Here is a 25,437-nt window from a genome sequence, read left to right on the forward strand (position 1 = left end):
CGCACAAAAAAGACGGTCGGCGCGGAAAAATAGGCTATAAATGTCGGACACCTACAGCTGGAGGCCCTGATGAGTCCCTTTTTACGCGCCTATTTTTCCCGTCTGAGCTGGACGGGTGAGCCTGATGTTTCCATTGATACCCTGCGGGAACTGCATCTGCAGCATAACAGCGCCATCCCCTTTGAAAACCTCGACGTCCTGCTGCCGCGTGAAATCCACCTTGACGATGGGGCGCTGGAAGAGAAGCTGATCGCCGCCCGCCGCGGGGGGTATTGTTTTGAACAGAATGGCCTGCTGGAGCGCGCGCTGCGCGAGATAGGCTTTAACGTCCGCAGCCTGCTGGGCCGCGTGGTGCTGGCCAACCCGCCGCAGATGCCGCCGCGTACTCACCGTCTGTTGCTGGTGGAGGTGGCGGGGGAGCGCTGGATCGCCGACGTCGGCTTCGGCGGCCAGACGCTGACCGCGCCGATCAAACTGCTGGCCGATATCCCACAGCAAACGCCGCACGGCAGCTATCGTCTGGTGCATGAAGGGGATGAGTGGACGCTGCAGTTCAACCATCACGAACACTGGCAGTCGATGTACCATTTCGATTTAGGCCGCCAGTATGCGTCTGATTATGTGATGGGCAACTTCTGGTCGGCGAACTGGCCGCAGTCCCACTTCCGTCACCATCTGCTGATGTGTCGTCATCTGCCGGACGGTGGCAAAATGACCCTCACCAACTTCCACTTTACCCACTGGGAGAATAACCATGTGGTGGAGAAGATCGATTTTGCCGATGTCTCCGCGCTGTATGAAGGGCTGCAGACCCGCTTCGGCCTGGGGGTGGACGATCCTAAACATGGCTTCAGCGAAGCGGCGCTGGCGGCGGTGATGGCGGCGTTCGATACCCATCCGGAAGCCGGGAAGTAAATCTCCTCATGCCCGGTGGCGCTGCGCTTACGCGGGCCTGCGAGGTATGAGCCTGTAAGAGGACCCTGTAGGCCGGGCAAGGCGTAGCCGCCACCCGGCGAAATTACAGGTACCGTGTCTGATATCTTGCCCGGCGGCGCTGCGCTTGCGCGGGCCTGCGAGGTTTGAGCCTGTGAGAGGACCCTGTAGGCCGGGTAAGGCGACAGCCGCCACCCGGCGAAATTACAGGTACCGTGTTTGATATCTTGCCCGGCGGCGCTGCGCCTGCGCGGGCCTGCGAGGTATGAGCCTGTGAGAGGCCCCTGTAGGCCGGATAAGGCGTAGCCGCCATCCGGCATAAAGCCTGGAGTCAGGTACGATAAATACCCGGATTTGGCGCGGAGGCCTCGTCCGGGCTACCGGTAAGGATGAATGGTAAACGCCGCCAGCGCTCAGCGCCGGGAGCGTACCACCTGGTAACGCCGGGTGAAATATTCCACCGGCGCGCTCCAGACGTGAACCAGCCGGGTGAAGGGGAAGATCAGAAAGATGGTCATTCCGAGCACCAGGTGGACGCGGTAAATCCATGCGACACCGTCCAGATGCGCCGAGGCGCCGCCGTGGAAGGTGACCACCGCCTGCGCCCAGTCCACCAGCTTGAGCATTTCGCTGCCGTCCGGATGCTGGGCGGAGAAGGGGATGGTTGTCAGCCCCAGCGCGCACTGAATCAGCAGAATGCACAGGATCAAAATATCCGCGGTCGTGGAGGTGGCGCGAATTCGCGGGTTGGTCAGGCGGCGCATCAGCAGGCCGATACCGCCTACCAGGGTCAGCACGCCGCAGATGCCGCCAAGGATCATGGCCATCAGCTGCTTCTGGGACATCGGCAGGAACCACGAGTAGACCCAGTGTGGGGTCAGCATGCCAAAGAGATGGCCAAAGAAGATGCCGAGAATGCCGATATGAAATAAGTTCGACCATAGCACCATCCCGCGCTTATCCAGCATCTGGCTGGATGAGGCGCGCCAGGTATACTGCCCGTAATCGTAGCGCAGCCAGCTGCCCACCAGAAAGACGGTGCCGCACAGGTAAGGGTAGATATCGTAAAAGAAGACGTTCAGATACTGGATCATTTCGGGCCTCCGGCGCGGATGTCAACGTACTGCGGCGCCACATCCTGACTAAAGCGTCGTTGATAAGCTTGCATCGACGAGCTATCGCAAGCGGTCGCATTATCTTCGATAAACTTCACCTGCTCTTCTTCCCACACGGCGTCCAGCGCCTGACGGGTATCGTCGCGCTTTTCTCCCGCCACCTGTTTTGTGACACTGTCACTGGTGAGCGGGCTTTTAGCCAGCGCCAGCAGAGCGTCAAACAGCTGGTAGTACGGGCAGGCTCGCTGCTTAAGACGGCCGCCGATCAGCGCCAGAATCGGCGCGATATTCTGCAGCCCCTCCCGAGCCTCCGCGGGAGGTAGAATACTGAGATACTCCAGATACAGCGGCAGATGGTCGGGCAGCTCGCGACAATCGATCTGCAGACCCGCCTGCTGATACTGATTCATCAGGTCGACCATCGCCTGGCCGCGGTCGCGGGATTCGGCATGCACATGTTCAAACAGCAGCAGCGAGGTGGCGCGCCCGCGCTCGAACACCTCGCACCATTCGGCCTGGCGATCCAACAGCGGAGCCGTCAGCAGCTCACTGACAAACGGCGTCAGGGAAGGGACATCGGCCCTGACCAGCGCCAGGGCGTCGTCGCGGTTCTCCCACAGTAACTCGTCGGGGTACTCCAGCAGCAGACCGATCACTTTCAGGATCCGCATCACTCGCCCTCCCCATGCTTACGCACGCCGCTGACGTCGATGGCGTCGATCCGCCGGCTGTTAAACAGGTTGAATTTCGTATCTGACCCGTGGCAGCCATCGCCGAAGGTAAAGCCGCAGCCGTTACGTTCCGGAAAGGCATCCTCCGCCAGTTCGCGATGGCTGGTGGGGATCACGAAGCGGTCTTCGTAGTTGGCGATCGCCAGATAGCGATACATCTCTTCGACCTGCTCAACGCTGAGGTCCACCTCTTCAATGGCGCGGGTATCGGTGACGCCCTCGACGGTTTGCGAACGCTTGTAGTGGCGCATCGCCATCATCCGTTTCAGCGCGCGCAAGACCGGTCCGGTATCGCCGGCGCTCAGCAGATTCGCCAGGTATTGCACCGGGATGCGCAGACTCTCAACCGCCGGCAGGATGTTGCCGTTGCTCGGTAAGCCGCCGGCGTCGGCAACCGACTGGATCGGCGACAGGGGTGGCACGTACCAGACCATCGGCAGGGTGCGATACTCCGGATGCAGCGGCAGGGCCAGCTTCCAGTCCATCGCCAGCTTATAGACCGGCGACTTCTGCGCCGCCTCAATGACGTTGTGCGGGATGCCTTGCTTTAGCGCTTCCTCGATGACCGCTGGATCGTTTGGATTAAGGAACACCTCGCACTGGCGCTCATAGAGGTCGGTTTCATGTTCGGTACTGGCCGCCTCTTCAATACGGTCGGCGTCATACAGCAGTACGCCAAGATAGCGGATGCGCCCGACGCAGGTTTCTGAGCAGACCGTTGGCTGCCCGGACTCAATGCGCGGATAGCAGAAGATGCATTTTTCCGACTTACCGCTCTTCCAGTTAAAGTAGATTTTTTTGTACGGGCAGCCGCTGATGCACATCCGCCAGCCGCGGCATTTATCCTGATCGATCAGTACGATGCCATCTTCCTCACGCTTGTAGATGGCGCCGCTCGGGCAGGTGGCCACGCAGCTCGGGTTGAGGCAGTGCTCGCACAGGCGCGGAAGATACATCATGAAGGTATTTTCGAACTGGCCGTACATCTCTTTTTGCATGGCTTCGAAGTTACGGTCGCGGGCGCGTTTCTCGAATTCGCCGCCGAGCAGCTCCTCCCAGTTCGGGCCCCAGCTAATCTTATCCATACGCTCGCCGCTGATCAGCGAGCGCGGGCGGGCGGTCGGCAGATATTTGCCCTCAGGCGCGTTGTGCAGGTGCTGGTAGTCGTAGGTAAAGGGTTCGTAGTAATCGTCGATCGCTGGCAGCACCGGGTTGGCGAAAATCTTCGATAACACGCTGACCCGATTGCCGAGGCGGGGCGTCAGCTTACCGCTAATGCCGCGGATCCAGCCGCCTTGCCACTGATCCTGGTCCTCCCAGTTTTTGGGGTAGCCAATGCCCGGTTTGGTCTCCACGTTATTGAACCACGCGTACTCCATGCCTTCGCGGCTGCTCCAGACGTTTTTACAGGTGACCGAGCAGGTGTGACAGCCGATGCATTTGTCCAGATTCAGCACCATTCCAACCTGAGAACGGATTTTCATTTTTTCGCCTCCTGTACCTGATCGCGACCTTCGTCATCCAGCCAGGCAATATTCTTCATTTTGCGGATCATGATGAACTCGTCGCGGTTCGATCCGACGGTGCCGTAGTAGTTAAAGCCATAGGCCAGCTGGGCGTAGCCGCCAATCATGTGCGTTGGCTTCGGACAGACGCGGGTTACTGAGTTATGAATGCCGCCGCGACGACCGGTCACTTCCGAACCCGGGATATTCATAATCCGTTCCTGAGCGTGGTACATCATGGTCATCCCCGGCGGCACCCGCTGGCTCACCACCGCCCGCGCGGTGAGAGCCCCGTTGGCGTTGAACGCTTCAATCCAGTCGTTATCTTCAATGCCCAGCTCTTTCGCGTCGGTTTCGCTAAGCCAGACGATCGGCCCGCCGCGCGACAGCGTCAGCATCAGCAGGTTTTCGCTATAGGTGGAGTGGATCCCCCACTTCTGGTGCGGCGTCAGGAAATTCAGCGCTTTTTCCGGAAAGCCGTTTGGCGGCACGGCCTTCATCTGGCTGACGCTGCGGGTATCAATGGGCGGGCGATAGGCTACCAGGCTTTCGCCGAAGGCGCGCATCCACGGATGGTCCTGATACAACTGCTGGCGGCCGGAGAGGGTGCGCCATGGGATCAGCTCATGCACGTTGGTATAACCGGCATTGTAGGAGACGTGCTCGCTTTCCAGTCCGGACCACGTCGGGCTGGAGATAATTTTGCGCGGCTGCGCCTGAATATCGCGAAAGCGGATCTTCTCATCCTCTTTATTGAGCGCCAGATGGGTATGATCGCGGCCGGTAAACTCTCCCAGCGCCTGCCAGGCTTTCACCGCCACCTGGCCGTTGGTTTCCGGGGCGAGGCTAAGAATAACTTCGGAGGCGTCAATGGCGCTGTCGATCCGCGGCCGGCCTTTGGCCGGACCGTCGGGCTTGACGTAGTTAAGCTTGCCGAGGAAATCGACTTCGCTTTGCGTATTCCACGAAATGCCTTTCCCGCCGTTGCCAAGCTTATCGAGCAGCGGGCCGAGAGAGGTGAAGCGTTCCCAGGTGGCAGGATAGTCGCGTTCCACCAGGGCAATCGACGGTGCGGTTTTCCCGGGGATCAGATCGCATTCGCCCTTGCGCCAGTCAAGCACCTCGAACGGCTGCGACAGTTCGCCGGGGGAATCATGCTGCAGCGGGACCAGCACCACATCGGTCTCTTTGCCAAGATGGCCGACGCAGACCTGCGAGAAGGATTTAGCGATATCCTTGTAGATCTCCCAGTCGCTTTTCGCCTCCCAGGCCGGGTCGACGGCGGCGGAGAGCGGGTGGATAAACGGGTGCATATCCGAGGTGTTCATATCGTCTTTTTCATACCAGGTGGCGGTCGGCAGGACAATATCGGAGAAGAGACAGGTACTGGACATGCGGAAATCGAGGGTCACCAGCAGGTCGAGTTTGCCCTCAATCGCCGCGGTCTGCCACTCGACTTCCTCAGGTTTTACCTCATCGCTGGCGCCCAGTTCATCACCCTGAATACCGCTGTCGGTCCCGAGCAGGTATTTCAACATGTACTCATGCCCCTTACCGGACGATCCCAGCAGGTTTGAGCGCCAGATAAACAGGTTGCGCGGATGGTTTTTGCCGCTATCCGGCTGCTCGGCGGCAAAGCGAATATCGCCTGATTTTAACGACTGGACGGTGAACTCCGCGGGGGAGAGCCCGGCGGCCTCGGCCTGCTGCTTAATGGTCAGCGGGTTGATGTTGAGCTGGGGCGCAGAAGGTAACCAGCCCATCCGTTCCGCACGGACGTTGAAGTCGATAAGGCTGCCGCTAAATTTGCTGGCGTCGGCCAGCGGCGACAGCAGCTCCTGCGCGGTCAGTTTTTCGTAGCGCCACTGGCTGGCGTGGTTGTAGAAATAAGAGGTACTGTTCATCTGCCGCGGCGGACGACTCCAGTCCAGGGCGAACGCCAGCGGCAGCCAGCCGGTCTGTGGGCGCAGTTTCTCCTGACCGACATAGTGCGACCAGCCGCCGCCGCTCTGGCCGACGCAGCCGCAAAATACCAGCAGATTAATCATCCCGCGGTAGTTCATATCCATGTGGTACCAGTGGTTCACCCCGGCGCCGAGGATAATCATTGAGCGGCCGTGGGTCTTATGCGCCGTATCGGCAAACTCGCGGGCGATTTGTTCGATATGTTGACGCGGTACGCCGGTGATCTGCTCCGCCCATGCCGGGGTATAGGCTTTGACCTCGGCGAAATCCTTCGCCGCATTGACATCGTCAAGCCCGCGATCCAGACCGTAGTTGGCCAGAATCAGGTCATAGACGCTGACCACCAGGCCGCTTTCGCCACTGGCCAGCGTCAGCTGTTTAGCCGGTAGCGGGTGAAGGGTCACCGGTGACTGCGCTACGCTGCGAAAATGCGGGTTTTCGTTGCCGCCAAAGTAGGGGAAGCCCACCGACACCACGCTGTCGCGAATATCCAGCAGCGACAGCTTAAGCTCGACATCTTTGCCGTCTGCCCGTTGTTCGAGATTCCATTTGCCTTTTTCGCCCCAGCGAAAGCCGATGGAGCCGTTCGGCGCCACCAGTTCGCCGTCGCTGTTATAGGCCACGGTTTTCCATTCCGGGTTATTACTTTCCCCGAGACCGTCAAGCAGGTCGGAAGCACGCAGCATACGGCCCGGCGTATAGCTGCCGTCGTCGCGCGGCTCGAGTATCACCAGCATCGGCATGTCGGTGTAGGTCCGGCAGTAGTTGAGAAAGTAATCGCTCGGGTTATCGAGGTGGAAGGCTTTGAGGATCACATGGCCCATGGCCATCGCCAGCGCGCTGTCGGTGCCTTGCTTCGGCGCCAGCCACTGGTCGCAGAGCTTAGCGACTTCCGAATAGTCCGGCGTGATGGCGATAGTTTTGGTGCCCTTGTAGCGCACTTCGGTAAAGAAGTGGGCGTCCGGGGTTCGGGTCTGCGGCACGTTGGAGCCCCAGGCAATAATGTAGCTGGAGTTGTACCAGTCGGCGGATTCCGGCACGTCGGTCTGTTCGCCCCAGGTCATCGGCGAGGCGGGGGGCAGATCGCAGTACCAGTCATAAAAGCTCAGGCAGGTGCCGCCAATCAACGATAAATAGCGAGTGCCCGCGGCGTAGGAGACCATCGACATCGCCGGGATCGGCGAGAAGCCGGCGACGCGGTCCGGGCCATAGTGTTTGATGGTCCAGACGTTGGCGGCGGCGATGAGCTGGTTCAGCTCTTTCCAGCTGGAGCGGACAAAACCGCCTTTGCCGCGCGCCGCTTTATAGCTGCGGGTTTTTGCCGGATCCTGCATGATGCTATCCCATGCCAGCACCGGGTCGGGATGCTTCGCCAGGGCTTCGCGCCACAGCTCAATCAGTCGTTTACGCGCCAGCGGGTACTTCAGGCGGTTGGCGCTGTAGAGATACCAGGAGTAGCTGGCGCCGCGCGGGCAGCCGCGCGGTTCGTGATTTGGCAGATCCGGCCGGGTGCGCGGATAATCGGTCTGCTGGGTTTCCCAGGTAACGAGACCGTTTTTGACGTAAATTTTCCAGCTGCAGGAGCCGGTGCAGTTCACACCGTGCGTGGAGCGGACAATTTTGTCGAACTGCCAGCGTTGACGGTAGCTATCTTCCCAGTCACGGTTGTTGTTATAGACCTGGCCGTGGCCGTTGGCAAAGGTCTCGCCCTTCTGCTTAAAGTAGCGAAAGCGATCCAGAAGTTTACTCATGACATTTCTCCTGCTCCGATGATGTCCGGCATCGTGCCACCCGGCCGGATGAGCGAACGAACTCGTAAGGCCGGATAAGGCGTAAGCCGCTATCCGGCAGATAAATCGTTATGGTTAAGCGGGTTTACGGCGGCCGTAGACCAGCCAGGTCACCAGCACGCAAACCACATAGAAGACAAAAAAGACTTTCATCGCGCCAACCGGTGAGCCGGTCATCGCCAGCGAGGTGCCGAAGGCTTTCGGAATAAAGAAGCCGCCGATGGCGCCGATCGCCGAGATAAAGCCCAGCGCGGCAGCGGTATCGGTCACCGCCTCGTGCTGCGCTTCTTCATCGCTGCCGCCGCGCTGTTTTACGCTGTCGATGGTGAGCTGGCGGAAGATGACGGCGATCATCTGGAAGGTGGAGCCGCTTCCCAGACCGGCGGTTAAAAAGAGCCCCATAAACACCACGTAGAAAGCGAGAAAGCTGCCGGAGCCGCTGCCTGGCAGGGTCAGAAACAGCAGGCCGGTAAACAGCGCCATCAGGACGAAGTTAACCAGCGTCACCCGCACGCCGCCGAGACGGTCGGAGATGATCCCGCCGAACGAGCGCGCCAGCGCGCCGATGAACGGTCCAAAGAAGGCGAGCTTGAGGATATCGACCGTGGGAAACTGGGTTTTCGCCAGCATGGCAAAGCCGGCGGAAAAGCCGATGAACGAGCCAAACGTCGCCAGATAGAGCAGGCTTAACAGCCACATATGCGGTCGCTTGAGCACGGGAAGCTGATCGCGAATCGAGGCCTTTGAACCGGCGATATCGTTCATGCCGAACCATGCCGCGACGGTGGCGAGCAGCAGCAGCGGTACCCAGACGAGCGCCGCATTACTCAGGGTGATTGTCGAACCATCGGGCTGGGTGACGCCATGGACGCCGAGAAAGGTGAAGAGCGGCAGGAAGATGACCGCCGGGGCGACCATCTGCATTACGCTTACGCCCAGATTGCCAAGGCCGCCGTTGACTCCCAGCGCGCTGCCCTGTTTCGCTTTGGGGAAAAAGAAACTGATATTTCCCATGCTGGAAGCAAAATTCGCTCCGGCAAAACCGCACAGCAGCGCAATAATAATAAATACCCAGAACGGAGTAGTAATATTCTGGATTGCCACCCCTAACCAAATACAAGGCACGATCAGGATAACGGTACTTAATACGGTCCAGTAGCGCCCGCCAAAAAGGGGTACCATAAAGGAGTAGGGGACCCGTAATATCGCGCCGGAAAGTGAAGGCAGGGCGGTTAATAAAAAAAGCTGGTCGGTGGTGAAATGAAAACCGACCTTATTGAGATTGACCGCTACGGCGCTGAATAACATCCATACGCAGAAAGCAAGCAGCAGGCAGGTCACTGATATCCATAGATTTCTTCGCGCAATGGCTTGGCCTTTATTTTCCCAGAACGCCTTGTTTTCAGGCCGCCAGTTGTTCAAAAGGTAATGATTATCTTTATCATTCTGCACCGACATATTGCCCTCTACTTGCCCGGAAAGGAGTAAATAAATAAGGTCAACAGCTGAATACAAGGGGATAGTGAATAACGCTTAATTTGCGTTATCTATGAAGCGTAGATAAAAAAAACGTGCTGACAGAGAGCACGTGGTAAGCGTAGCGGAATTAATTGTTACTAAATGTAAATATGCCTAAAACAACTCCAGCGTAATCATCTTATTTACATAGCGGCTAAACGCCGCCTCATCCAGGGCCTGCGCGTCCAGCGCATAAATCCCGTCGAGGCCGCACACCAGGGCGATAAAGCGCCAGGCGATATCCGCCGCAGGCTCAGCCGACCGAAATTCGCCGCTGGCGAGGCCCTGCTCGATGATGGCGACGGTCTCGGCATGCCACATATTCATGGTCAGCAGGTAGGCCGCTTTGATGTCCGGATCGCTGTCGGCCAGCACCTGGCCTTCGCGCCACAGGCGGATATAGGGTTCCAGTCGGCCATCCTCGCTGCCGATCATCGAGAACAAGCGCTCGCGCCAGCTGGCGTCCTCAGCCACCAGCGGCATGTCGAGCATCTCGCGGATCAGGCGGATGAAAACCTGCGCTTTCAGCTCGCCGATGGAGGTGAAGTGGTGGTGCAGCTGCCCGGCGGCCACCTGGGCTTCGCGGGCGATCTGCCGCACGGTCATGGCGGCAAAGCCGCCGCGCAGCGCCAGGCGCATGGCGGCCTGCATAATCCCTTCCCGTCGCGCATCACGTTGTAAATAGTGCATAGAACCCCACTGTCATCTGGCTTTGGCCGAGTGTAACAAAAAGTTGGACATGTGTTCAACAATCCGGCAGGATCGCCATCCTGGACGTGTGTCCAATATTCAATATTGATTGAGGTACAAGCTATGTCACGGCAATGGATGACGCTGATGGCGATTTTGCTGGTTTATATTCCGGTGGCGATTGACGCTACGGTGTTGCATGTGGCCGCGCCGACCCTCAGCGTGGCGCTGGGTAGCAGCGGCAATGAGCTGTTGTGGATCATTGATATCTACTCATTAGTGATGGCCGGCATGGTGCTGCCGATGGGCGCCCTTGGCGATAAGATCGGCTTTAAGCGCCTGCTGCTGCTCGGCAGCGCCATTTTTGGCATCGCCTCGCTGTGCGCCGCGCTGTCGCCGACGGCCATGACGCTGATTGCCTCACGCGCTTTGCTGGCGGTGGGGGCGGCGATGATCGTCCCGGCGACGCTGGCCGGGATCCGCAGCACCTTTGCCGAGGCCAGCCAGCGCAATATGGCGCTGGGGCTGTGGGCAGCGGTCGGCTCCGGCGGCGCAGCCTTCGGCCCGCTGGTGGGCGGGATCCTGCTGGAGCATTTCTACTGGGGGTCGGTGTTCCTGATCAATGTGCCGATCGTGCTGGTGGTTATCGCGATTAATGCGAAAGTGGTGCCGCGCCAGCCCGCGCGCCGCGAACAGCCGCTCAATCTACTGCAGGCGCTCGTTTTGATTGCCGCGATCCTGATGCTGGTGTTTAGCGCGAAATCGGCGCTGAAGGGCCAGCTGGCGCTGTGGCTCACCGCGCTGGTGGCGCTCGGCGGGGCGGCGATGTTAACCTGGTTTATCCGCAAGCAGCTGTCGGCGGCCCGCCCGATGGTGGATATGCGCCTGCTCACCCATCGCATAATCTTAAGCGGGGTGATGATGGCGATGACGGCCCTGATTACCCTGGTCGGTTTTGAGCTGCTGATGGCCCAGGAGCTGCAGTTTGTGCACCAGAAAACGCCGTTCGAGGCGGGGATATTTATGCTGCCGGTAATGGTGGCCAGCGGCTTCAGCGGCCCGATTGCCGGCCTGCTGGTGTCGCGGCTTGGGCTGCGCGAGGTGGCGACCGGCGGGATGCTGCTCAGCGCCTTCAGCTTTCTCGGCCTGGCGTTGACCGATTTCAGTACCCAGCAGTGGCTGGCCTGGGGGCTGATGACGCTGCTGGGCTTTAGCGTGGCCAGCGCGCTGCTGGCCTCCAGTTCCGCGATTATGGCGGCAGCGCCGAAGGAGAAAGCGGCGGCCGCGGGGGCGATTGAAACCATGGCCTATGAGCTGGGCGCCGGTCTCGGCATAGCGCTGTTCGGCCTGATCCTGACCCGCAGCTACAGCGCCTCTATTGCGCTGCCGTCTGGCCTGAGTGGCACCATGGCGCAGCAGGCGGCGTCATCGATTGGCGAGGCGGTGAGTCTGTCCCAGGCGCTGCCCGCCGGGGTGGCGCAGGCGCTGATGGCGGCGGCGAAGACGGCTTTTATTCAGGCTCATAGCCTGGTGCTGGCGACGGCGGGTGTATTGCTTCTGCTGCTGGCCGCCGGGATCTGGCGCAGCCTCGCCACCGTGGCGAAACCGCAGTCGGCGCTATAGCTGCAGCGACAGATCCATCGCCGCGCGCCGTAGCGGGGCGAGAGCCTTCTCTTTTAACGCCGCGGCGCTGACCGTCGCGGCAGGTACCCCGACATTCAGGGCGGCCACCACCTGACCGTGACGCGACAGCACGGGTACCGCCAGCGAGCACAAGCCTACCTCGATCTGCCGGTCGGCGAGGGCATAGCCCTGCATGCGCACCCGGGCGATCTCTGCACGTAAACCGGACAAATCGCACAGGGTATGCGGAGTGTAGCGAATAAGCGTAACTCGTGACAACGTCACTTCCAGCTGTTCCTCCGGCAGCGCGCTCAGCAACACCCGCCCCATCGACGTGGCCCACGCCGGCAGGCGGCTGCCGCGCCCCAGATCGATGCTCAGTAAATTATTGACCGCCGCGCGGGCAATATAGAGCACGTTATCCCCGTCGAGCGTGGCCGCCGAACAGGATTCGCCGAGCGCTTTGCCAAGATTATCCAGCGCCGTCTGCGCCACCTTGGCCAGCGGCGTGCCTGCCAGATAGGCGTGGCCGACGGCCAGCACCCGGGGGAGCAGTTCATAGCTACGGCCATCCGGACTGTGCACCATGCCCAGCGCGGCGAGGGTATACAAACAGCGGCGTACCGCCGCGCGCGAGATTTGCGTTTTCTGGCTGAGCTGGGAAATGGTCAGCCGCTGGCGCTGGGGGGTGAAGGCGTTAAGGACCTCAAGCCCGCGGGCCAGAGACAGCATAAAGTTAGGGTCGTGCTCGGCCTGCCTGGCGCTCAGCGTATTGGGGATATTGTCGCTCATCGCATCCTTCTCCGTTGCAGCGTAAAGCTCACGGCAGATCACTATACCTTGCGCAAAATGGGGCGCGCTGAATTGTGCCGGTTTTACCACCATGATCACATTAATAACCGTCTTTTAACAAACGCGTCGATAATCGCACAACATTTCGATTATCGCCGTTGACCATCCGCCAGGCTGAACCCTATTGTCAATGGCACAGACCCCCGTTATGGATGTGGGTACAAAAAGTTATATATCTCATCAGGAACAGAAAATGACTGCCACCGTAGAGCAAATCGAGAGCTGGATTGTGGATGTCCCGACCATCCGGCCGCATAAATTGTCGATGACCACCATGGGCTGCCAGTCGCTGGTGATTGTGCGCCTTACCCGTTCCGACGGCATCTGCGGCATCGGCGAAGCCACCACCATCGGCGGCTTGAGCTATGGCGTTGAGAGCCCCGAGGCCATCTCGTCGGCGATCACCCATTATCTGACGCCGCTGTTGAAAGGGCAGTCGGCCGATAACCTGAATGCGCTGACCGCCCGTATGAACGGCGCCATTAAAGGCAACACCTTTGCGAAGTCCGCCATCGAAACCGCGCTGCTCGACGCCCAGGGCAAAGCCTTAGGTCTGCCGGTATCAGCCCTGCTCGGCGGCGCGCTGCAAACGGCGTTGCCGGTGCTGTGGACCTTAGCCAGCGGCGATACCGCGAAAGATATCGCTGAAGGAGAAAAACTGTTGGCCGAAGGCCGCCACCGGGCGTTCAAACTGAAGATCGGCGCGCGTGAACTCGCCACCGACCTGCGTCATACCCGCGCCATCGTTGAAGCGTTAGGCGACCGCGCCAGCATCCGTGTCGACGTCAATCAGGCCTGGGACGCTGCCACCGGCGCGAAAGGCTGCCGCGAACTGGCGGCGATGGGCGTCGATCTTATCGAACAGCCGGTCAGCGCCCACGATAATGCCGCCCTGGTGCGGCTAAGCCAGCAAATTGAAACCGCGATCCTCGCGGATGAAGCGGTCGCGACCGCTTACGATGGTTATCAGCTGGCGCAGCAGGGCTTTACCGGCGCTTACGCGCTGAAAATCGCCAAAGCCGGGGGGCCGAACAGCGTGCTGGCGCTGGCCCGCGTCGCGCAGGCGGCAGGGATTGGCCTGTACGGCGGCACCATGCTGGAAGGCACCGTAGGGACCGTGGCTTCTCTGCACGCCTGGTCGACGCTGCCGCTGCAGTGGGGTACCGAGATGTTCGGCCCGCTGTTGCTGAAAGACGATATTGTCAGCGTGCCGCTCACCTTTGCCGACGGTCAGGTGGCGCTGCCGCAAACGCCGGGCCTTGGCGTCGAGCTGGATGAAGACAAACTGCATTTTTATACCCGCCAGCCGTAGCGGGGAACAGGAGAAAAAAATGTTATTTAAAGTGGAGATGACCGTCAATATTCCGCCTGGCTTTCCCGCCAACGAGGCGGAGGAAATAAAACAACGCGAAAAAGCCTATTCGCAACAATTACAGCGGGAAGGCAAATGGCGGCATATCTGGCGCGTTGCCGGCCTTTATGCCAACGTCAGTATTTTCGATGTTCAAGATGCCGAAGAATTGCATCAAATATTAATGGGATTGCCGCTATATCCCTTTATGGCGATAAAAGTGGAAGCCCTCTGTCGTCATCCGTCATCAATTCGCGATGACGATCGCTAATAATAATATCTGACCTCACGCCGGTATTACCGGCGTATACCCTGCAAAATATAAGAGAGAATCAGTATGAGTAATGTATTCGTACAACAACCAGCTATTCAGAAATTATTACGCGACAGTGCCGGATTAGATGTTGCCGGCGGCGATGAACGTTTTAAGGCGATTATTCATCGTTTGCTGGAAAATATCTGCACGCTCATCGACGACTATAACGTTACGGAAGAAGAGTTCTGGCACGCGGTAAACTATTTGCACGAGCTGGGCGGGCGTCAGGAGGCGGCGCTGCTGGCGGCGGGACTGGGACTGGAGCATTTCCTCGATCTGCGCCAGGACGCCATCGACGCGGCAGCGCATCGGGAAACCGGCACCCCGCGCACCATCGAAGGGCCGCTGTACGTGGCTAATGCGCCGCTGGCCGAGGGTCACGCCCGCATGGATGACGGCGCCGACGCCGGAGAAGTGATGTGGCTGCACGGTGAAGTCAAAGACACCGAAGGCCGGCCAGTGGCCAACGCTATTGTTGATATCTGGCACGCCAACACCCTCGGAAATTATTCCTTCTTCGACCCAGGCCAGAGTGAGTACAACCTGCGCCGGCGGATCCGCACCGGCGCCGATGGCCGCTACAGCGTGCGCAGCATCATGCCCTCCGGCTACGGCTGCCCGCCGGATGGCCCAACCCAGAAACTGCTGGACAGACTGGGTCGCCACGGTAACCGTCCGGCGCACATTCACTTTTTCGTCTCCGCGCCGGGTCATAAACATCTGACCAGCCAGATTAACCTCAATGGCGATAAATACCTGTGGGACGATTTTGCCTTTGCCACCCGCGACGGCCTGATTGCCGATCCGGTAAAAGTGACCGACCGCGAGATCATCGCGCAGCGCAATCTTGAGGGAGAGCACACCGAGGTTTGTTTTGATTTCACCCTGTGTAAAGCGCTGAGCGCCGACGAAGAGCAGCGCGGGATCCGCGTGCGCGCCAAAGAGTAAGCGGCATTATCGGCCCCGGGCACGCTACTGCCCGGGCCAGATATTGCACTCGAAAACGAAGAATTCACCCTGTTTCTTTCATCCTGAATCCTGCAGGAGGGACCGACTCATGCAAAAAACGCTCTCGACGCTCAAAGACAAAATCAATAATGCCTTAGTTGTCGACCGTGAAAATCATATTTACCGCTGCCATCGCTCTATATTTACCGACCCGCAGCTGTTTGAATTTGAAATGAAGCATATTTTCGAAGGTAACTGGGTATTTCTCGCTCATGAAAGTCAAATTCCCCAGCCGGGTGATTATTATACCCTGACGCTGGGACGGCAGCCGGTTATTATTACCCGCGATAAAAAGAATGAGCTGCACGCGCTAATTAACAGCTGCGCCCACCGCGGCGCCATGTTATGTCGACGCAAAACCGGGAATAAAAATTCGTTTACCTGTCCGTTTCACGGCTGGACCTTCAGCAATAACGGCAAATTATTAAAAGCCAAAGATGAGAGCACCGGCGGCTATCCGCCGAGCTTTAAACAAGACGGCTCCCACGACCTGCAAAAATTGCCGCGTTTTCAGTCTTACCGCGGTTTCTTATTCGGTAGCCTCAAGGCCGACGTGCAGCCGCTGGAGGCCTATCTCGGGGAAACCTGCAAGATTATCGACCTGATCGTCGACCAGGCGCCGGAGGGGCTCGAGGTACTTAAGGGTTCGTCGAGCTATGTATATGAGGGCAACTGGAAACTGGGCGCGGAAAACGGCGCCGATGGCTATCACGTCAGCGTGGTCCACTGGAACTACGCCTCAACCATGTCACGCCGCAACTATGAAGCGGAAGGGACGCACGCGGTGGATGCCAACGGTTGGTCAAAAAGCCTCGGCGGCGGCTATGGATTTGATAACGGCCATATGCTGTTGTGGACCCGGGCGCTCAACCCGGAAGTGCGCCCGGTCTATGCCCACCGCGAACGGCTGCAGGCGGAATTTGGCGAACGCCGTGCCGACCAGATGGTCAACGAAACCCGCAACCTGTGCCTGTACCCCAATGTCTACCTGATGGATCAGTTCTCGACGCAAATCCGCGTAATCCGCCCCATTGCGGTGGATAAAACCGAAGTCACCATCTGGTGCTTTGCGCCGAAAGGGGAATCCGACCAGGCCAGAGCGCTGCGAATCCGCCAGTACGAGGATTTCTTTAACGTCAGTGGGATGGGGACGCCGGACGACCTCGAAGAGTTCAGCGCCTGTCAGCGCGGCTATCTCGGCGAAAATCTGCCATGGAGCGACCTCAGCCGCGGCGCGCTGCGCTGGGTCGATGGCGCGGATGAGCATGCGCAACATGCCGGCTTTTCGCCGCGGTTAAGCGGGGTGAAATCGGAGGACGAAGCGCTGTACATCGCCCATCACCACCACTGGCAGACGCTGATGCTGGCGGCCATTGAACAGGAACAACAGCGTTACGACCAGTCCATTACCCAGCGCGTGGAGGTGGCCTGATGCTTAACCTCGAACAGGTTCGCCAGTTTCTTTACTACGAAGCCCGTCTGCTGGACGATCGTCAGTGGGACGAATGGCTCAGCTGCTACAGCCCGCAGGTGGTCTACTGGATGCCGGCATGGGGCGACGATGACCAACTGACCCGCGACCCGCAAAAAGAAATTTCGCTTATCTACTACCCCAACCGCGAAGGGCTGGAGGATCGCGTCTACCGCATTAAAACCGAGCGCTCCGGCGCCAGTACGCCAGAGCCGCGCACCACCCACATCATCAGCAACGTTGAGCTGCTGGGCGAAAGCGACGAGGGTCTGGAGTTGCGCTACAGCTGGGTCACCTGGAGCCATCGCTATCAGCACACGGATGCCTATTTTGGCTCTACCTGCTGCACGCTAATCGAACAGGACGGCAGACCGCAGATCGTCCGCAAAACCGTGCGCCTGAATAACGATTATATCCGTCAGGTGATTGACGTTTACCACATTTAAGAGGCGCTTATGACCTTCAATATTGCTCTTAATTTTGAGGACGGCGTAACCCGTTTTATTCAGTGCAATGCCGGAGAGAAAGTCCTGGATGCCGCCTATCGCCAGAAGGTGAATCTGCCGATGGACTGCTCGGACGGCGTTTGCGGTACCTGCAAATGCCACTGCGCCAGCGGTGAGTACGACCTGGGCGAAGATTATCTCGACGAGGCGTTAAGCGACGACGAAGCGCAGAATCGCCAGGTGCTGACCTGTCAGATGGTCCCGACCAGCGACTGCGTGATCGATGTGCCGGTGGCCGCCGCGCAGTGTAAAACCACGTTGGCGAACATTGGGGCGCAGGTACGACAGGTGAATTTACTGTCCGATACCGCCATCGAACTGGTGGTCGCCCTCGATGAGCCGCTGGCCTTCCTGCCGGGGCAGTACGTCAACATTCAGGTGCCGGGTACGCCTCATGTCCGCGCCTACTCATTTAGCTCGCAACCGGGTTCCCTCGAAGGGCGTTTTCTGATCCGTAACGTGCCTGGCGGGATGATGAGCCAGTGGTTAACCCAGCGGGCGCGGCCCGGCGATCGTCTTACCCTCAGCGGCCCGATGGGCAGCTTCTATCTGCGCCACGGCGAACGTCCGCTGCTGATGCTGGCGGGCGGTACCGGCCTGGCGCCGCTGCTCTCCATGCTCCATACCCTGCAGACACAGGGCAGCCAGCGTCCGGTGATGCTGCTGTACGGTGTTACTCGTGACTGCGATCTGGTGAAAACCGACGCGCTGGATACCTTTACTCAACAGTTGACGGGGTATCGTTGGCTACCGGTGGTGGCCGATGAAAACAGCACTTGCCCGCAGCGCGGCTTTGTCACCGACCATCTCGACGACGCGATGCTGAACAACGGCGACGTGGACATCTATCTCTGCGGCCCGCCGCCGATGGTTAACGCGGTTGCCACGGCGTTGCGCGACCGCGGGATCACCCCGGCGGGGTTCTGGTATGAGAAATTTATCGCCAGCCAGAGCGCGGCGGCATAAGGAGGCAAAATGCGTTTTACCGATAAAGTCGTCGTCATCACCGGCGCGGCGCAGGGCATTGGCCGCCAGACGGCGGAGCAGGCGGCTGCAGAAGGCGCGGCTCTGCTGCTCATCGATCGCTCGTCATACGTCCATGAGCTGGCGGCGACGCTGGCGCAATCCGGCTGTCTGGTGCTGGCGCTGGAGGCGGATCTGGAAGCGTGGGAAAGTACCGAGCAGGCGTTTGCCGCCGGGGTCGCTCATTTTGGCCGTATCGACGTGCTGATCAACAACGTTGGGGGCACCATCTGGGCGCGCCCCTTTGCCGAATATCAGCCGGAGCAGATTGAGAAAGAGATCCGCCGCTCGCTGTTCCCCACGCTGTGGGGCTGCCGCGCGGCGCTGCCATGGATGCTGAAGCAGGGCAAAGGCAGCATCGTCAACATTTCGTCGGTGGCGACGGCGGGAGTGAATCGGGTGCCGTACTCGGCGGCGAAAGGCGGCGTTAACGCGCTGACCCGCTCGATTGCCATGGAGTACAGCGGCAGCGGTATTCGGATTAACGCCGTGGCCCCGGGCGGGACCGAGGCGCCGCCGCGCCTGACGCCGCGTAACGAAGAGCAGCCGAGCGAGCAGGAAAAGGCGTGGTATCAGCAGGTCGTCGATCAGACGGTGGCGAGCAGTCTGCTGCACCGGTACGGCACGCTGGCGGAACAGGCGAATGCGATCCTGTTTCTCGCCAGCGATGAGGCCAGCTATATCACCGGCGTGACGCTGCCGGTAGCCGGAGGCGATCTCGGCTAACGGCGGGTGGCGTACCAGCAGAGCAGGGAGCCGAGACATACCATCCCGGCCCCCTGCCAGAAGGACCACGACAGGGTCGCACTCAGCAGGATCGCCGCCAGCGCAGAGGAGAGCACCGGCGTGAAGTAGGAGGCCGCCGCCAGCAGGCTGACGTTGCCGTGCAGGATGCCAACGTTCCACGCCGCGTAGGCCAGCCCCAGCGCCACGGAGACCGTCATCAGCTTAATGACCACCGGCCAGCTAAACAGCATCGGCGGCTGGTCGCTGGCGAGAAATTTCAGCCATAGCGTCAGGGCGGTTAACAGGACGAACAGCGTAATGGCGTTTTTACCGCGGGCATATTTGGCCGTCACCGTGCAGTAGGCGGCCCAGATAAACGCCCCGACAAAGGCCAGCAGATAGCTAAGCGGGCTGGAAATGACGTTACTGATAATCTCATCGGGCTGTAGCCCATGCTCACCGCCCAACACCCAGCCAACGCCCAGCAGGGCGAGAATCAGGCCGGGGATCACCAGCCAGCTGCTTTTCTGGCCATTAAAGAGAATGGCGAATAAAATCGTCAGGCTGGGCCACAGGTAATTGACCATTCCCACCTCAATGGCCTGCTGGCGGCTGGCGGCATAGCCCAGCGACAGCGCGAGGCAGATTTCATAGCTGACAAACAGCACGCTGCCGGCCAGCAGATAGCGACGCGGGATCTGGCGCAGGTTGGGAAAGCCGACGGTAAAGATCAGCAGCAGGCCGCTAAGGCTGTAAATCATCGCCGCGCCGCCGACCGCTCCCAGTCCTTCGCTGACGCCGCGAATCAATCCGACCATCGTGCTCCATAAGATAATGGCGGCGAAGCCGATCGTCGTGGCTCTCTTTTTCTCCATGCTTTTCCTGATGGTTACGCAAATGCAGCCGGCATATATATCATCTTTTTATCGGTGAGGGGCGAAATTTTCCGCCGTTGCTAACCCTTAGGGATTAGCGAAAATGGCCAGGGCTGGCGATTAAGGGGGCGAAGGTTTTCCTCCTTGATTTGACGCAAATTTTCCCGGGATTTTGCTGTTAGTTTCCTCCGCGCGATGAATCAACATCCTGCATGGAGGAATGCAATGGACGTCAGCCGCAGAAAGTTCTTTAAGATCTGCGCAGGCGGTATGGCCGGAACTACCGCCGCCGCCCTGGGCTTTGCCCCTAAAATGGCGCTGGCTCAGGCACGCAATTTCAAATTGCTGCGTGCGAAAGAGATCCGCAACACCTGCACTTACTGCTCCGTGGGCTGCGGGCTATTAATGTATAGCCTCGGCGACGGTGCGAAAAACGCCAAAGAAGCGATCTACCATATCGAAGGGGACCCGGACCATCCGGTGAGCCGCGGCGCGCTGTGCCCGAAAGGGGCAGGCCTGCTGGACTATGTCCACAGCGAAAACCGTCTGCGTTATCCGCAATACCGCGCCCCGGGCTCGGATAAATGGCAGCGCATCTCCTGGGATGAAGCCTTTAACCGCATCGCCCGACTGATGAAAGCCGACCGCGACGCCAACTTTATTGAAAAGAATGAACAGGGCGTGACGGTTAACCGCTGGCTTTCCACCGGCATGCTGTGCGCCTCGGCGGCAAGCAATGAGACCGGCATGCTAACGCAAAAATTTGTGCGATCGCTGGGTATGCTGGCGGTAGACAACCAGGCGCGCGTCTGACACGGACCAACGGTAGCAAGTCTTGCTCCAACATTTGGTCGCGGTGCGATGACCAACCACTGGGTGGATATCAAAAACGCCGACGTCGTGGTGGTGATGGGCGGTAACGCCGCCGAAGCCCATCCGGTGGGTTTCCGCTGGGCGATGGAGGCGAAAAACAATAACGACGCCACGCTGATCGTCGTCGACCCGCGCTTTACGCGCACCGCGTCGGTGGCCGATATCTATGCGCCGATTCGTTCCGGTACCGACATTACCTTCCTGTCGGGCGTGCTGCTGTACCTGATCGAAAACAATAAGATCAATGCCGAGTACGTTAAGCATTACACCAATGCCAGCCTGCTGGTGCGGGATGATTTTGCCTTCGAAGAGGGGCTGTTCAGCGGCTACGATGCGGAAAAACGCCAGTACGATAAATCGTCCTGGAACTACCAGTTCGATGAAAACGGCTACGCCAAACGCGATGAAACGCTCACCCACCCGCGCTGCGTGTGGAACCTGCTGAAGCAGCACGTTTCCCGTTACACGCCCGAGGTGGTCGAAAACATCTGCGGTACGCCGAAAGCGGACTTCCTTAAAGTGTGCGATGTGCTGGCCTCAACCAGCGCCGCGGACCGCACCACCACCTTCCTGTATGCCCTGGGCTGGACGCAGCACACCGTCGGCGCGCAGAACATCCGCACCATGGCGATGATCCAGCTGCTGCTCGGCAATATGGGGATGGCCGGCGGCGGCGTCAACGCCCTGCGCGGCCACTCTAATATTCAGGGGCTGACCGATTTGGGCCTGCTGTCGACCAGTCTGCCGGGCTATTTGACGCTTCCATCGGACAAACAGACCGATCTGCATAGCTACCTCAGCGCCAACACGCCGAAGGCGACCCTGCCCGAGCAGGTGAACTACTGGAGCAACTACCCGAAATTCTTCGTTAGCCTGATGAAATCCTTCTACGGCGAGGCGGCGCAAAAAGAGAACGACTGGGGCTTTGAGTGGTTACCGAAGTGGGACCAGGCTTACGACGTTATCAAATACTTCAACATGATGGATAACGGCAACGTCACCGGCTATATCTGCCAGGGCTTTAACCCGGTTGCCTCCTTCCCGGACAAAAACAAAGTGGTTCGCAGCCTCAGCAAGCTGAAATATATGGTGGTTATCGACCCGCTGGTGACCGAAACCTCGACCTTCTGGCAGAACCACGGCGAGTCTAATGATGTCGACCCGTCGGCGATTCAGACCGAAGTCTTCCGTCTGCCGTCGACCTGCTTTGCCGAAGAGGACGGTTCGATCGCCAACTCCGGCCGCTGGCTGCAGTGGCACTGGAAAGGTCAGGATGCCCCAGGTGAAGCGCGCAATGATGGCGAAATCCTTGCCGGGATTTACCATCGCCTGCGCGAACTGTACCGCACCGAAGGCGGGAAGGGCGCGGAACCCCTGCTGAAGATGAGCTGGCGCTACAAGCAGCCGGACCATCCGGAATCGGAAGAGGTGGCAAAAGAGAACAACGGCTACGCGCTGGCGGATCTCTACGATCAAAATGGCACTCTGCTGGCGAAAAAAGGCCAACTGCTCAATAGCTTCGCGCTGCTGCGCGATGACGGCAGCACCGCGTCGTCTTGCTGGATCTATACCGGCAGCTGGACCGAGCAGGGTAACCAGATGGCGAATCGTGATAACGCCGATCCTTCGGGCCTGGGCAATACGCTGGGATGGGCCTGGGCGTGGCCGCTCAATCGTCGGGTGCTGTACAACCGCGCTTCGGCCGATATCAACGGCAAGCCCTGGGATGCGAAGCGGATGCTGATCCAGTGGAACGGCAGCAAGTGGGTCGGGAATGATATTCCGGACTTCAATACCGCGCCGCCAGGGAGCAACACCGGGCCGTTTATCATGCAGCAGGAGGGGCTGGGTCGCCTGTTTGCGCTCGATAAACTGGCGGAAGGGCCGTTCCCGGAGCACTACGAGCCGATGGAAACCCCGCTTGGCACCAACCCGCTGCACCCGAAAGTGGTCTCCAGCCCGGTGGTGCGGTTGTATGAAGAGGACGCCATTCGCTTAGGTAAGAAGGATAAATTCCCGTATGTCGGGACCACCTATCGTCTGACCGAGCATTTCCACACCTGGACCAAGCATGCGTTGCTCAATTCCATCGCGCAGCCGGAACAGTTTGTCGAAATCAGCGAAGGGCTGGCGAAAAGCAAAGGTATCGCTAACGGCGATTGGGTGAAAGTCAGCAGCAAGCGCGGCTTCATTCGCGCGGTTGCCGTGGTGACCCGCCGACTGCGCACGCTGAACGTCAACGGCCAGCAGGTGGAGACCGTCGGGATCCCGCTGCACTGGGGTTTTGAAGGCGTGGCCCGCAAAGGCTACATCGCCAACACCCTGACGCCTAACGTTGGCGATTCCAACTCGCAAACGCCGGAATACAAGGCGTTCCTGGTCAACATCGAGAAAGCGTAAGGAGCGATTCAATGGCGATGGAAACCCAAGACATTATTAAACGCTCCGCGACCAACCCGATCACCCCCGCGCCGCGCGCGCGGGACTATAAAGCGGAAGTCGCCAAGCTTATCGATGTCTCCTCCTGCGTGGGCTGTAAAGCCTGCCAGGTGGCCTGTTCCGAGTGGAATGACATCCGCGATGACGTGGGGCACTGCGTCGGGGTGTACGACAACCCGGCGGATCTCAGCGCCAAATCCTGGACGGTAATGCGCTTTAGCGAGACCGAACAGAACGGCAAACTGGAGTGGCTTATCCGCAAGGATGGCTGTATGCACTGCGCAGAGCCGGGCTGCCTGAAAGCCTGCCCATCCGCCGGGGCGATTATTCAGTACGCCAACGGCATCGTCGATTTCCAGCAGGAAAACTGCATCGGCTGCGGCTACTGCATTGCAGGGTGTCCGTTTAACGTCCCGCGCCTCAATAAAGAGGATAACCGGGTCTATAAATGCACCCTGTGCGTGGATCGGGTCAGCGTCGGCCAGGAGCCGGCCTGCGTGAAAACCTGTCCTACCGGTGCTATCCACTTCGGTACGAAGAAAGAGATGCTGGAGGTGGCCGAGGAGCGGGTGGCTAAGCTTAAAAAACGCGGTTATGCCAACGCCGGGATTTACAACCCGCCGGGCGTCGGCGGAACCCACGTGATGTACGTCCTGCATCATGCCGACCAGCCGGAGTTGTATCACAAGCTGCCGAAGGAACCGCAGATCGATACCAGTATCAGTCTGTGGAAGGGGGCGCTGAAACCGCTGGCGGCGGCGGGCTTTATCGCCACCTTCGCCGGGCTGATTTACCACTACATCGGTATCGGGCCGAACAAGGAAGTTGACGACGACGAGGAGAAGCATGATGAGTAAATCGAAGATGATTGTGCGCACAACGTTTATCGATCGCGCCTGTCACTGGACGGTGGTTATCTGTTTCTTCCTCGTGGCGCTGTCGGGAATATCGTTCTTCTTTCCGACGCTACAGTGGCTAACGGAAACCTTCGGCACGCCGCAGATGGGGCGTATTCTGCACCCGTTCTTTGGGGTGCTGATTTTTGTCGCGCTGATGTTTATGTTCGTGCGCTTTGTCCACCATAACATCCCTGATAAACAGGATATTCCGTGGCTGAAAGGCATCGTCGAGGTGCTGAAAGGCAACGAGCATAAGGTGGCGCGCGTCGGTAAGTATAACGCCGGGCAGAAGATGATGTTCTGGACCATCATGAGCATGATATTTGTGCTGCTGGTGACCGGGGTGATTATCTGGCGCCCATATTTTGCGGAATATTTCCCGATGCAGGTGATTCGCTATAGCCTGCTGATTCACGCAACATCGGCCATCATTCTGATCCACGCCATCCTTATCCATATGTATATGGCGTTCTGGGTGAAGGGGTCGATTAAGGGAATGATTGAAGGCAAGGTGAGCCGCCGCTGGGCGAAGAAACACCACCCGCGCTGGTATCGCGATGTCGAACGCCTGGAAGCGATGAAAGAGAGTCGTGAAGGGATGAAGTAAGCCTTCACGGCGCGAAACCCGCTCCGGAGATGTCGGAGCGGGTTCCCGGCAGTCAGCAGTTCGTGATAAGTGTATCGATTGAATCGATAACGCCCTGGCGCGCATGACTCAGATTGCAGACGAAATCCTGTGGCGGGATCCGTTTATTAATTAAGTTACTGCTCATTGGCGTACAAAGTAAAAAGCTGTCAATTCTATATTTATCCTTGGTACGGCATGCTGATGCCAGCGTGGTAACTGTTGTGGTCGCATTAAAGGAATAATGACTCTCGTGGCCAGGTCTGCATAATAATCATTCTGCACGATCATATAATATGGCAGGGTTTTATTTGTCTGAGCAGAACAATTTCGATAAACATTGAATTATTCAAGCATCATAGCACCCTGAAAAATTCATCATCAGTAAGAGTGCCTCCTTTTGCAATAAATTCATTCATTGCGGCAATGAATTCCTTGTGCTGTCGCTGTTTATCTGCTTCTCGTAAATCCTTACCTGGCTGTTCTGACGCCTTCTGGACGGGTACGTCAGTGGGTCTTTTACGTAGCGTATTACTTTTCATCATAGGCTCCTTGCGGTTGGTTCTGTGATTATTTACTTTACCCACTAAAAAATAAATACCA

The 25,437-nt window shown here is 58.8% G+C and carries 22 protein-coding genes; 12 read left to right on the forward strand and 10 right to left on the reverse strand.

All coding sequences use genetic code 11. The annotated features are described in order from the left end of the window. Positions 1-69 precede the first annotated feature (69 nt). Positions 70-915, forward strand: a complete 846-nt coding sequence (nhoA, locus tag OHJ17_RS11805; protein WP_032433133.1) for an N-hydroxyarylamine O-acetyltransferase — start codon at positions 70-72, stop codon at positions 913-915. A gap of 431 nt (positions 916-1,346) precedes the next feature. Here nhoA and narI read toward each other — a convergent pair whose 3' ends face one another. The 6 genes from narI to OHJ17_RS11835 all read right to left on the reverse strand — a co-directional run bounded on the left by narI (position 1,347) and on the right by OHJ17_RS11835 (position 10,247). After that, a complete protein-coding gene (gene narI, locus OHJ17_RS11810) occupies positions 1,347-2,027 on the reverse strand; it encodes a respiratory nitrate reductase subunit gamma (protein ID WP_004175972.1) in 681 nt (226 codons plus the stop codon). Further along, on the reverse strand, positions 2,024-2,719 hold the full coding sequence (narW, locus tag OHJ17_RS11815; protein WP_004180106.1) for a nitrate reductase molybdenum cofactor assembly chaperone: 696 nt from the start codon (positions 2,717-2,719) through the stop codon (positions 2,024-2,026). The genes narI and narW overlap by 4 nt, the downstream gene beginning before the upstream one ends. Further along, a complete protein-coding gene (gene narH / locus OHJ17_RS11820; RefSeq protein WP_032433132.1) occupies positions 2,719-4,263 on the reverse strand; it encodes a nitrate reductase subunit beta in 1,545 nt (514 codons plus the stop codon). The genes narW and narH overlap by 1 nt, the downstream gene beginning before the upstream one ends. Further along, the gene (locus tag OHJ17_RS11825; protein ID WP_032425011.1) at positions 4,260-8,000 is read right to left on the reverse strand and encodes a nitrate reductase subunit alpha; all 3,741 of its coding nucleotides are present in this window, start codon (positions 7,998-8,000) and stop codon (positions 4,260-4,262) included. The genes narH and OHJ17_RS11825 overlap by 4 nt, the downstream gene beginning before the upstream one ends. A 114-nt stretch (positions 8,001-8,114) precedes the next feature. Next, the gene (locus OHJ17_RS11830) at positions 8,115-9,497 is read right to left on the reverse strand and encodes a NarK family nitrate/nitrite MFS transporter (RefSeq protein ID WP_032433131.1); all 1,383 of its coding nucleotides are present in this window, start codon (positions 9,495-9,497) and stop codon (positions 8,115-8,117) included. Between the two features lie 174 nt (positions 9,498-9,671). Further along, complete coding sequence (locus OHJ17_RS11835) at positions 9,672-10,247, reverse strand: TetR family transcriptional regulator (protein WP_004888643.1); 576 nt, start codon at positions 10,245-10,247, stop codon at positions 9,672-9,674. 123 nt (positions 10,248-10,370) lie between these two features. Here OHJ17_RS11835 and kmrA point away from each other — a divergent pair, with 123 nt between their 5' ends. Next, positions 10,371-11,870 carry an efflux MFS transporter KmrA gene (gene kmrA / locus OHJ17_RS11840; protein WP_267303270.1) on the forward strand — a complete coding sequence of 500 codons (1,500 nt, stop codon included), beginning with the start codon at positions 10,371-10,373 and terminating at the stop codon, positions 11,868-11,870. Here kmrA and OHJ17_RS11845 read toward each other — a convergent pair. Continuing rightward, positions 11,865-12,755, reverse strand: a complete 891-nt coding sequence (locus OHJ17_RS11845) for an IclR family transcriptional regulator domain-containing protein (RefSeq protein ID WP_009485870.1) — start codon at positions 12,753-12,755, stop codon at positions 11,865-11,867. The two genes, kmrA and OHJ17_RS11845, sit on opposite strands and share 6 nt — an antisense overlap. A 115-nt stretch (positions 12,756-12,870) precedes the next feature. Between OHJ17_RS11845 and OHJ17_RS11850 the strand changes: the two genes are divergently transcribed. The 7 genes from OHJ17_RS11850 to benD all read left to right on the forward strand — a co-directional run bounded on the left by OHJ17_RS11850 (position 12,871) and on the right by benD (position 19,123). Continuing rightward, entirely contained in the window at positions 12,871-14,034 is a 1,164-nt protein-coding gene (locus tag OHJ17_RS11850) for a muconate cycloisomerase family protein (protein WP_020803485.1), read from the forward strand. Positions 14,035-14,053: 19 nt separating this feature from the next. Beyond that, positions 14,054-14,344 carry a muconolactone Delta-isomerase gene (catC, locus tag OHJ17_RS11855; RefSeq protein ID WP_002906471.1) on the forward strand — a complete coding sequence of 97 codons (291 nt, stop codon included), beginning with the start codon at positions 14,054-14,056 and terminating at the stop codon, positions 14,342-14,344. Positions 14,345-14,410: 66 nt separating this feature from the next. Continuing rightward, positions 14,411-15,337, forward strand: a complete 927-nt coding sequence (gene catA / locus OHJ17_RS11860; RefSeq protein ID WP_004175986.1) for a catechol 1,2-dioxygenase — start codon at positions 14,411-14,413, stop codon at positions 15,335-15,337. A 109-nt stretch (positions 15,338-15,446) separates the two neighbouring features. Next, positions 15,447-16,829, forward strand: a complete 1,383-nt coding sequence (locus tag OHJ17_RS11865; protein ID WP_004175987.1) for a Rieske 2Fe-2S domain-containing protein — start codon at positions 15,447-15,449, stop codon at positions 16,827-16,829. Then, entirely contained in the window at positions 16,829-17,314 is a 486-nt protein-coding gene (gene benB / locus OHJ17_RS11870; RefSeq protein WP_023280145.1) for a benzoate 1,2-dioxygenase small subunit, read from the forward strand. Before OHJ17_RS11865 ends, benB begins: the two co-directional genes overlap by 1 nt. A 9-nt stretch (positions 17,315-17,323) precedes the next feature. Beyond that, positions 17,324-18,340 carry a benzoate 1,2-dioxygenase electron transfer component BenC gene (gene benC, locus OHJ17_RS11875; RefSeq protein WP_023280144.1) on the forward strand — a complete coding sequence of 339 codons (1,017 nt, stop codon included), beginning with the start codon at positions 17,324-17,326 and terminating at the stop codon, positions 18,338-18,340. A gap of 9 nt (positions 18,341-18,349) precedes the next feature. Then, positions 18,350-19,123 carry a benzoate diol dehydrogenase BenD gene (benD, locus tag OHJ17_RS11880; protein ID WP_004143751.1) on the forward strand — a complete coding sequence of 258 codons (774 nt, stop codon included), beginning with the start codon at positions 18,350-18,352 and terminating at the stop codon, positions 19,121-19,123. Here the strand turns inward: benD and yddG are convergent. Beyond that, entirely contained in the window at positions 19,120-19,998 is an 879-nt protein-coding gene (yddG, locus tag OHJ17_RS11885) for an aromatic amino acid DMT transporter YddG (protein WP_002906464.1), read from the reverse strand. The genes benD and yddG overlap by 4 nt on opposite strands. 225 nt (positions 19,999-20,223) lie before the next feature. Between yddG and fdnG the strand changes: the two genes are divergently transcribed. Genes fdnG through fdnI form a run of 3 tightly spaced genes read left to right on the forward strand, consistent with a single transcriptional unit; the run spans position 20,224 to position 24,816 of the window. Beyond that, a complete protein-coding gene (fdnG, locus tag OHJ17_RS11890) occupies positions 20,224-23,271 on the forward strand; it encodes a formate dehydrogenase-N subunit alpha (protein WP_087744780.1) in 3,048 nt (1,015 codons plus the stop codon). Positions 23,272-23,282: 11 nt separating this feature from the next. Beyond that, positions 23,283-24,167, forward strand: coding sequence for a formate dehydrogenase subunit beta (gene fdxH / locus OHJ17_RS11895; RefSeq protein ID WP_004143747.1), 885 nt, complete (start codon positions 23,283-23,285; stop codon positions 24,165-24,167). Next, positions 24,160-24,816: a formate dehydrogenase-N subunit gamma gene (fdnI, locus tag OHJ17_RS11900; protein ID WP_002906457.1), complete on the forward strand. Its 657-nt coding sequence runs from the start codon at positions 24,160-24,162 to the stop codon at positions 24,814-24,816. Before fdxH ends, fdnI begins: the two co-directional genes overlap by 8 nt. A 162-nt stretch (positions 24,817-24,978) precedes the next feature. Here fdnI and OHJ17_RS26445 read toward each other — a convergent pair whose 3' ends face one another. Then, positions 24,979-25,125, reverse strand: coding sequence for a CcdB family protein (locus OHJ17_RS26445; protein ID WP_228958389.1), 147 nt, complete (start codon positions 25,123-25,125; stop codon positions 24,979-24,981). A gap of 65 nt (positions 25,126-25,190) precedes the next feature. Beyond that, positions 25,191-25,376 carry a hypothetical protein gene (locus OHJ17_RS11910; protein ID WP_004175994.1) on the reverse strand — a complete coding sequence of 62 codons (186 nt, stop codon included), beginning with the start codon at positions 25,374-25,376 and terminating at the stop codon, positions 25,191-25,193. Positions 25,377-25,437 lie beyond the last annotated feature (61 nt).

Origin of the sequence: Klebsiella sp. KP20-425-1 (assembly GCF_025813515.1) — a bacterium.
Classification (GTDB): Bacteria; Pseudomonadota; Gammaproteobacteria; order Enterobacterales; family Enterobacteriaceae; genus Klebsiella; species Klebsiella pneumoniae.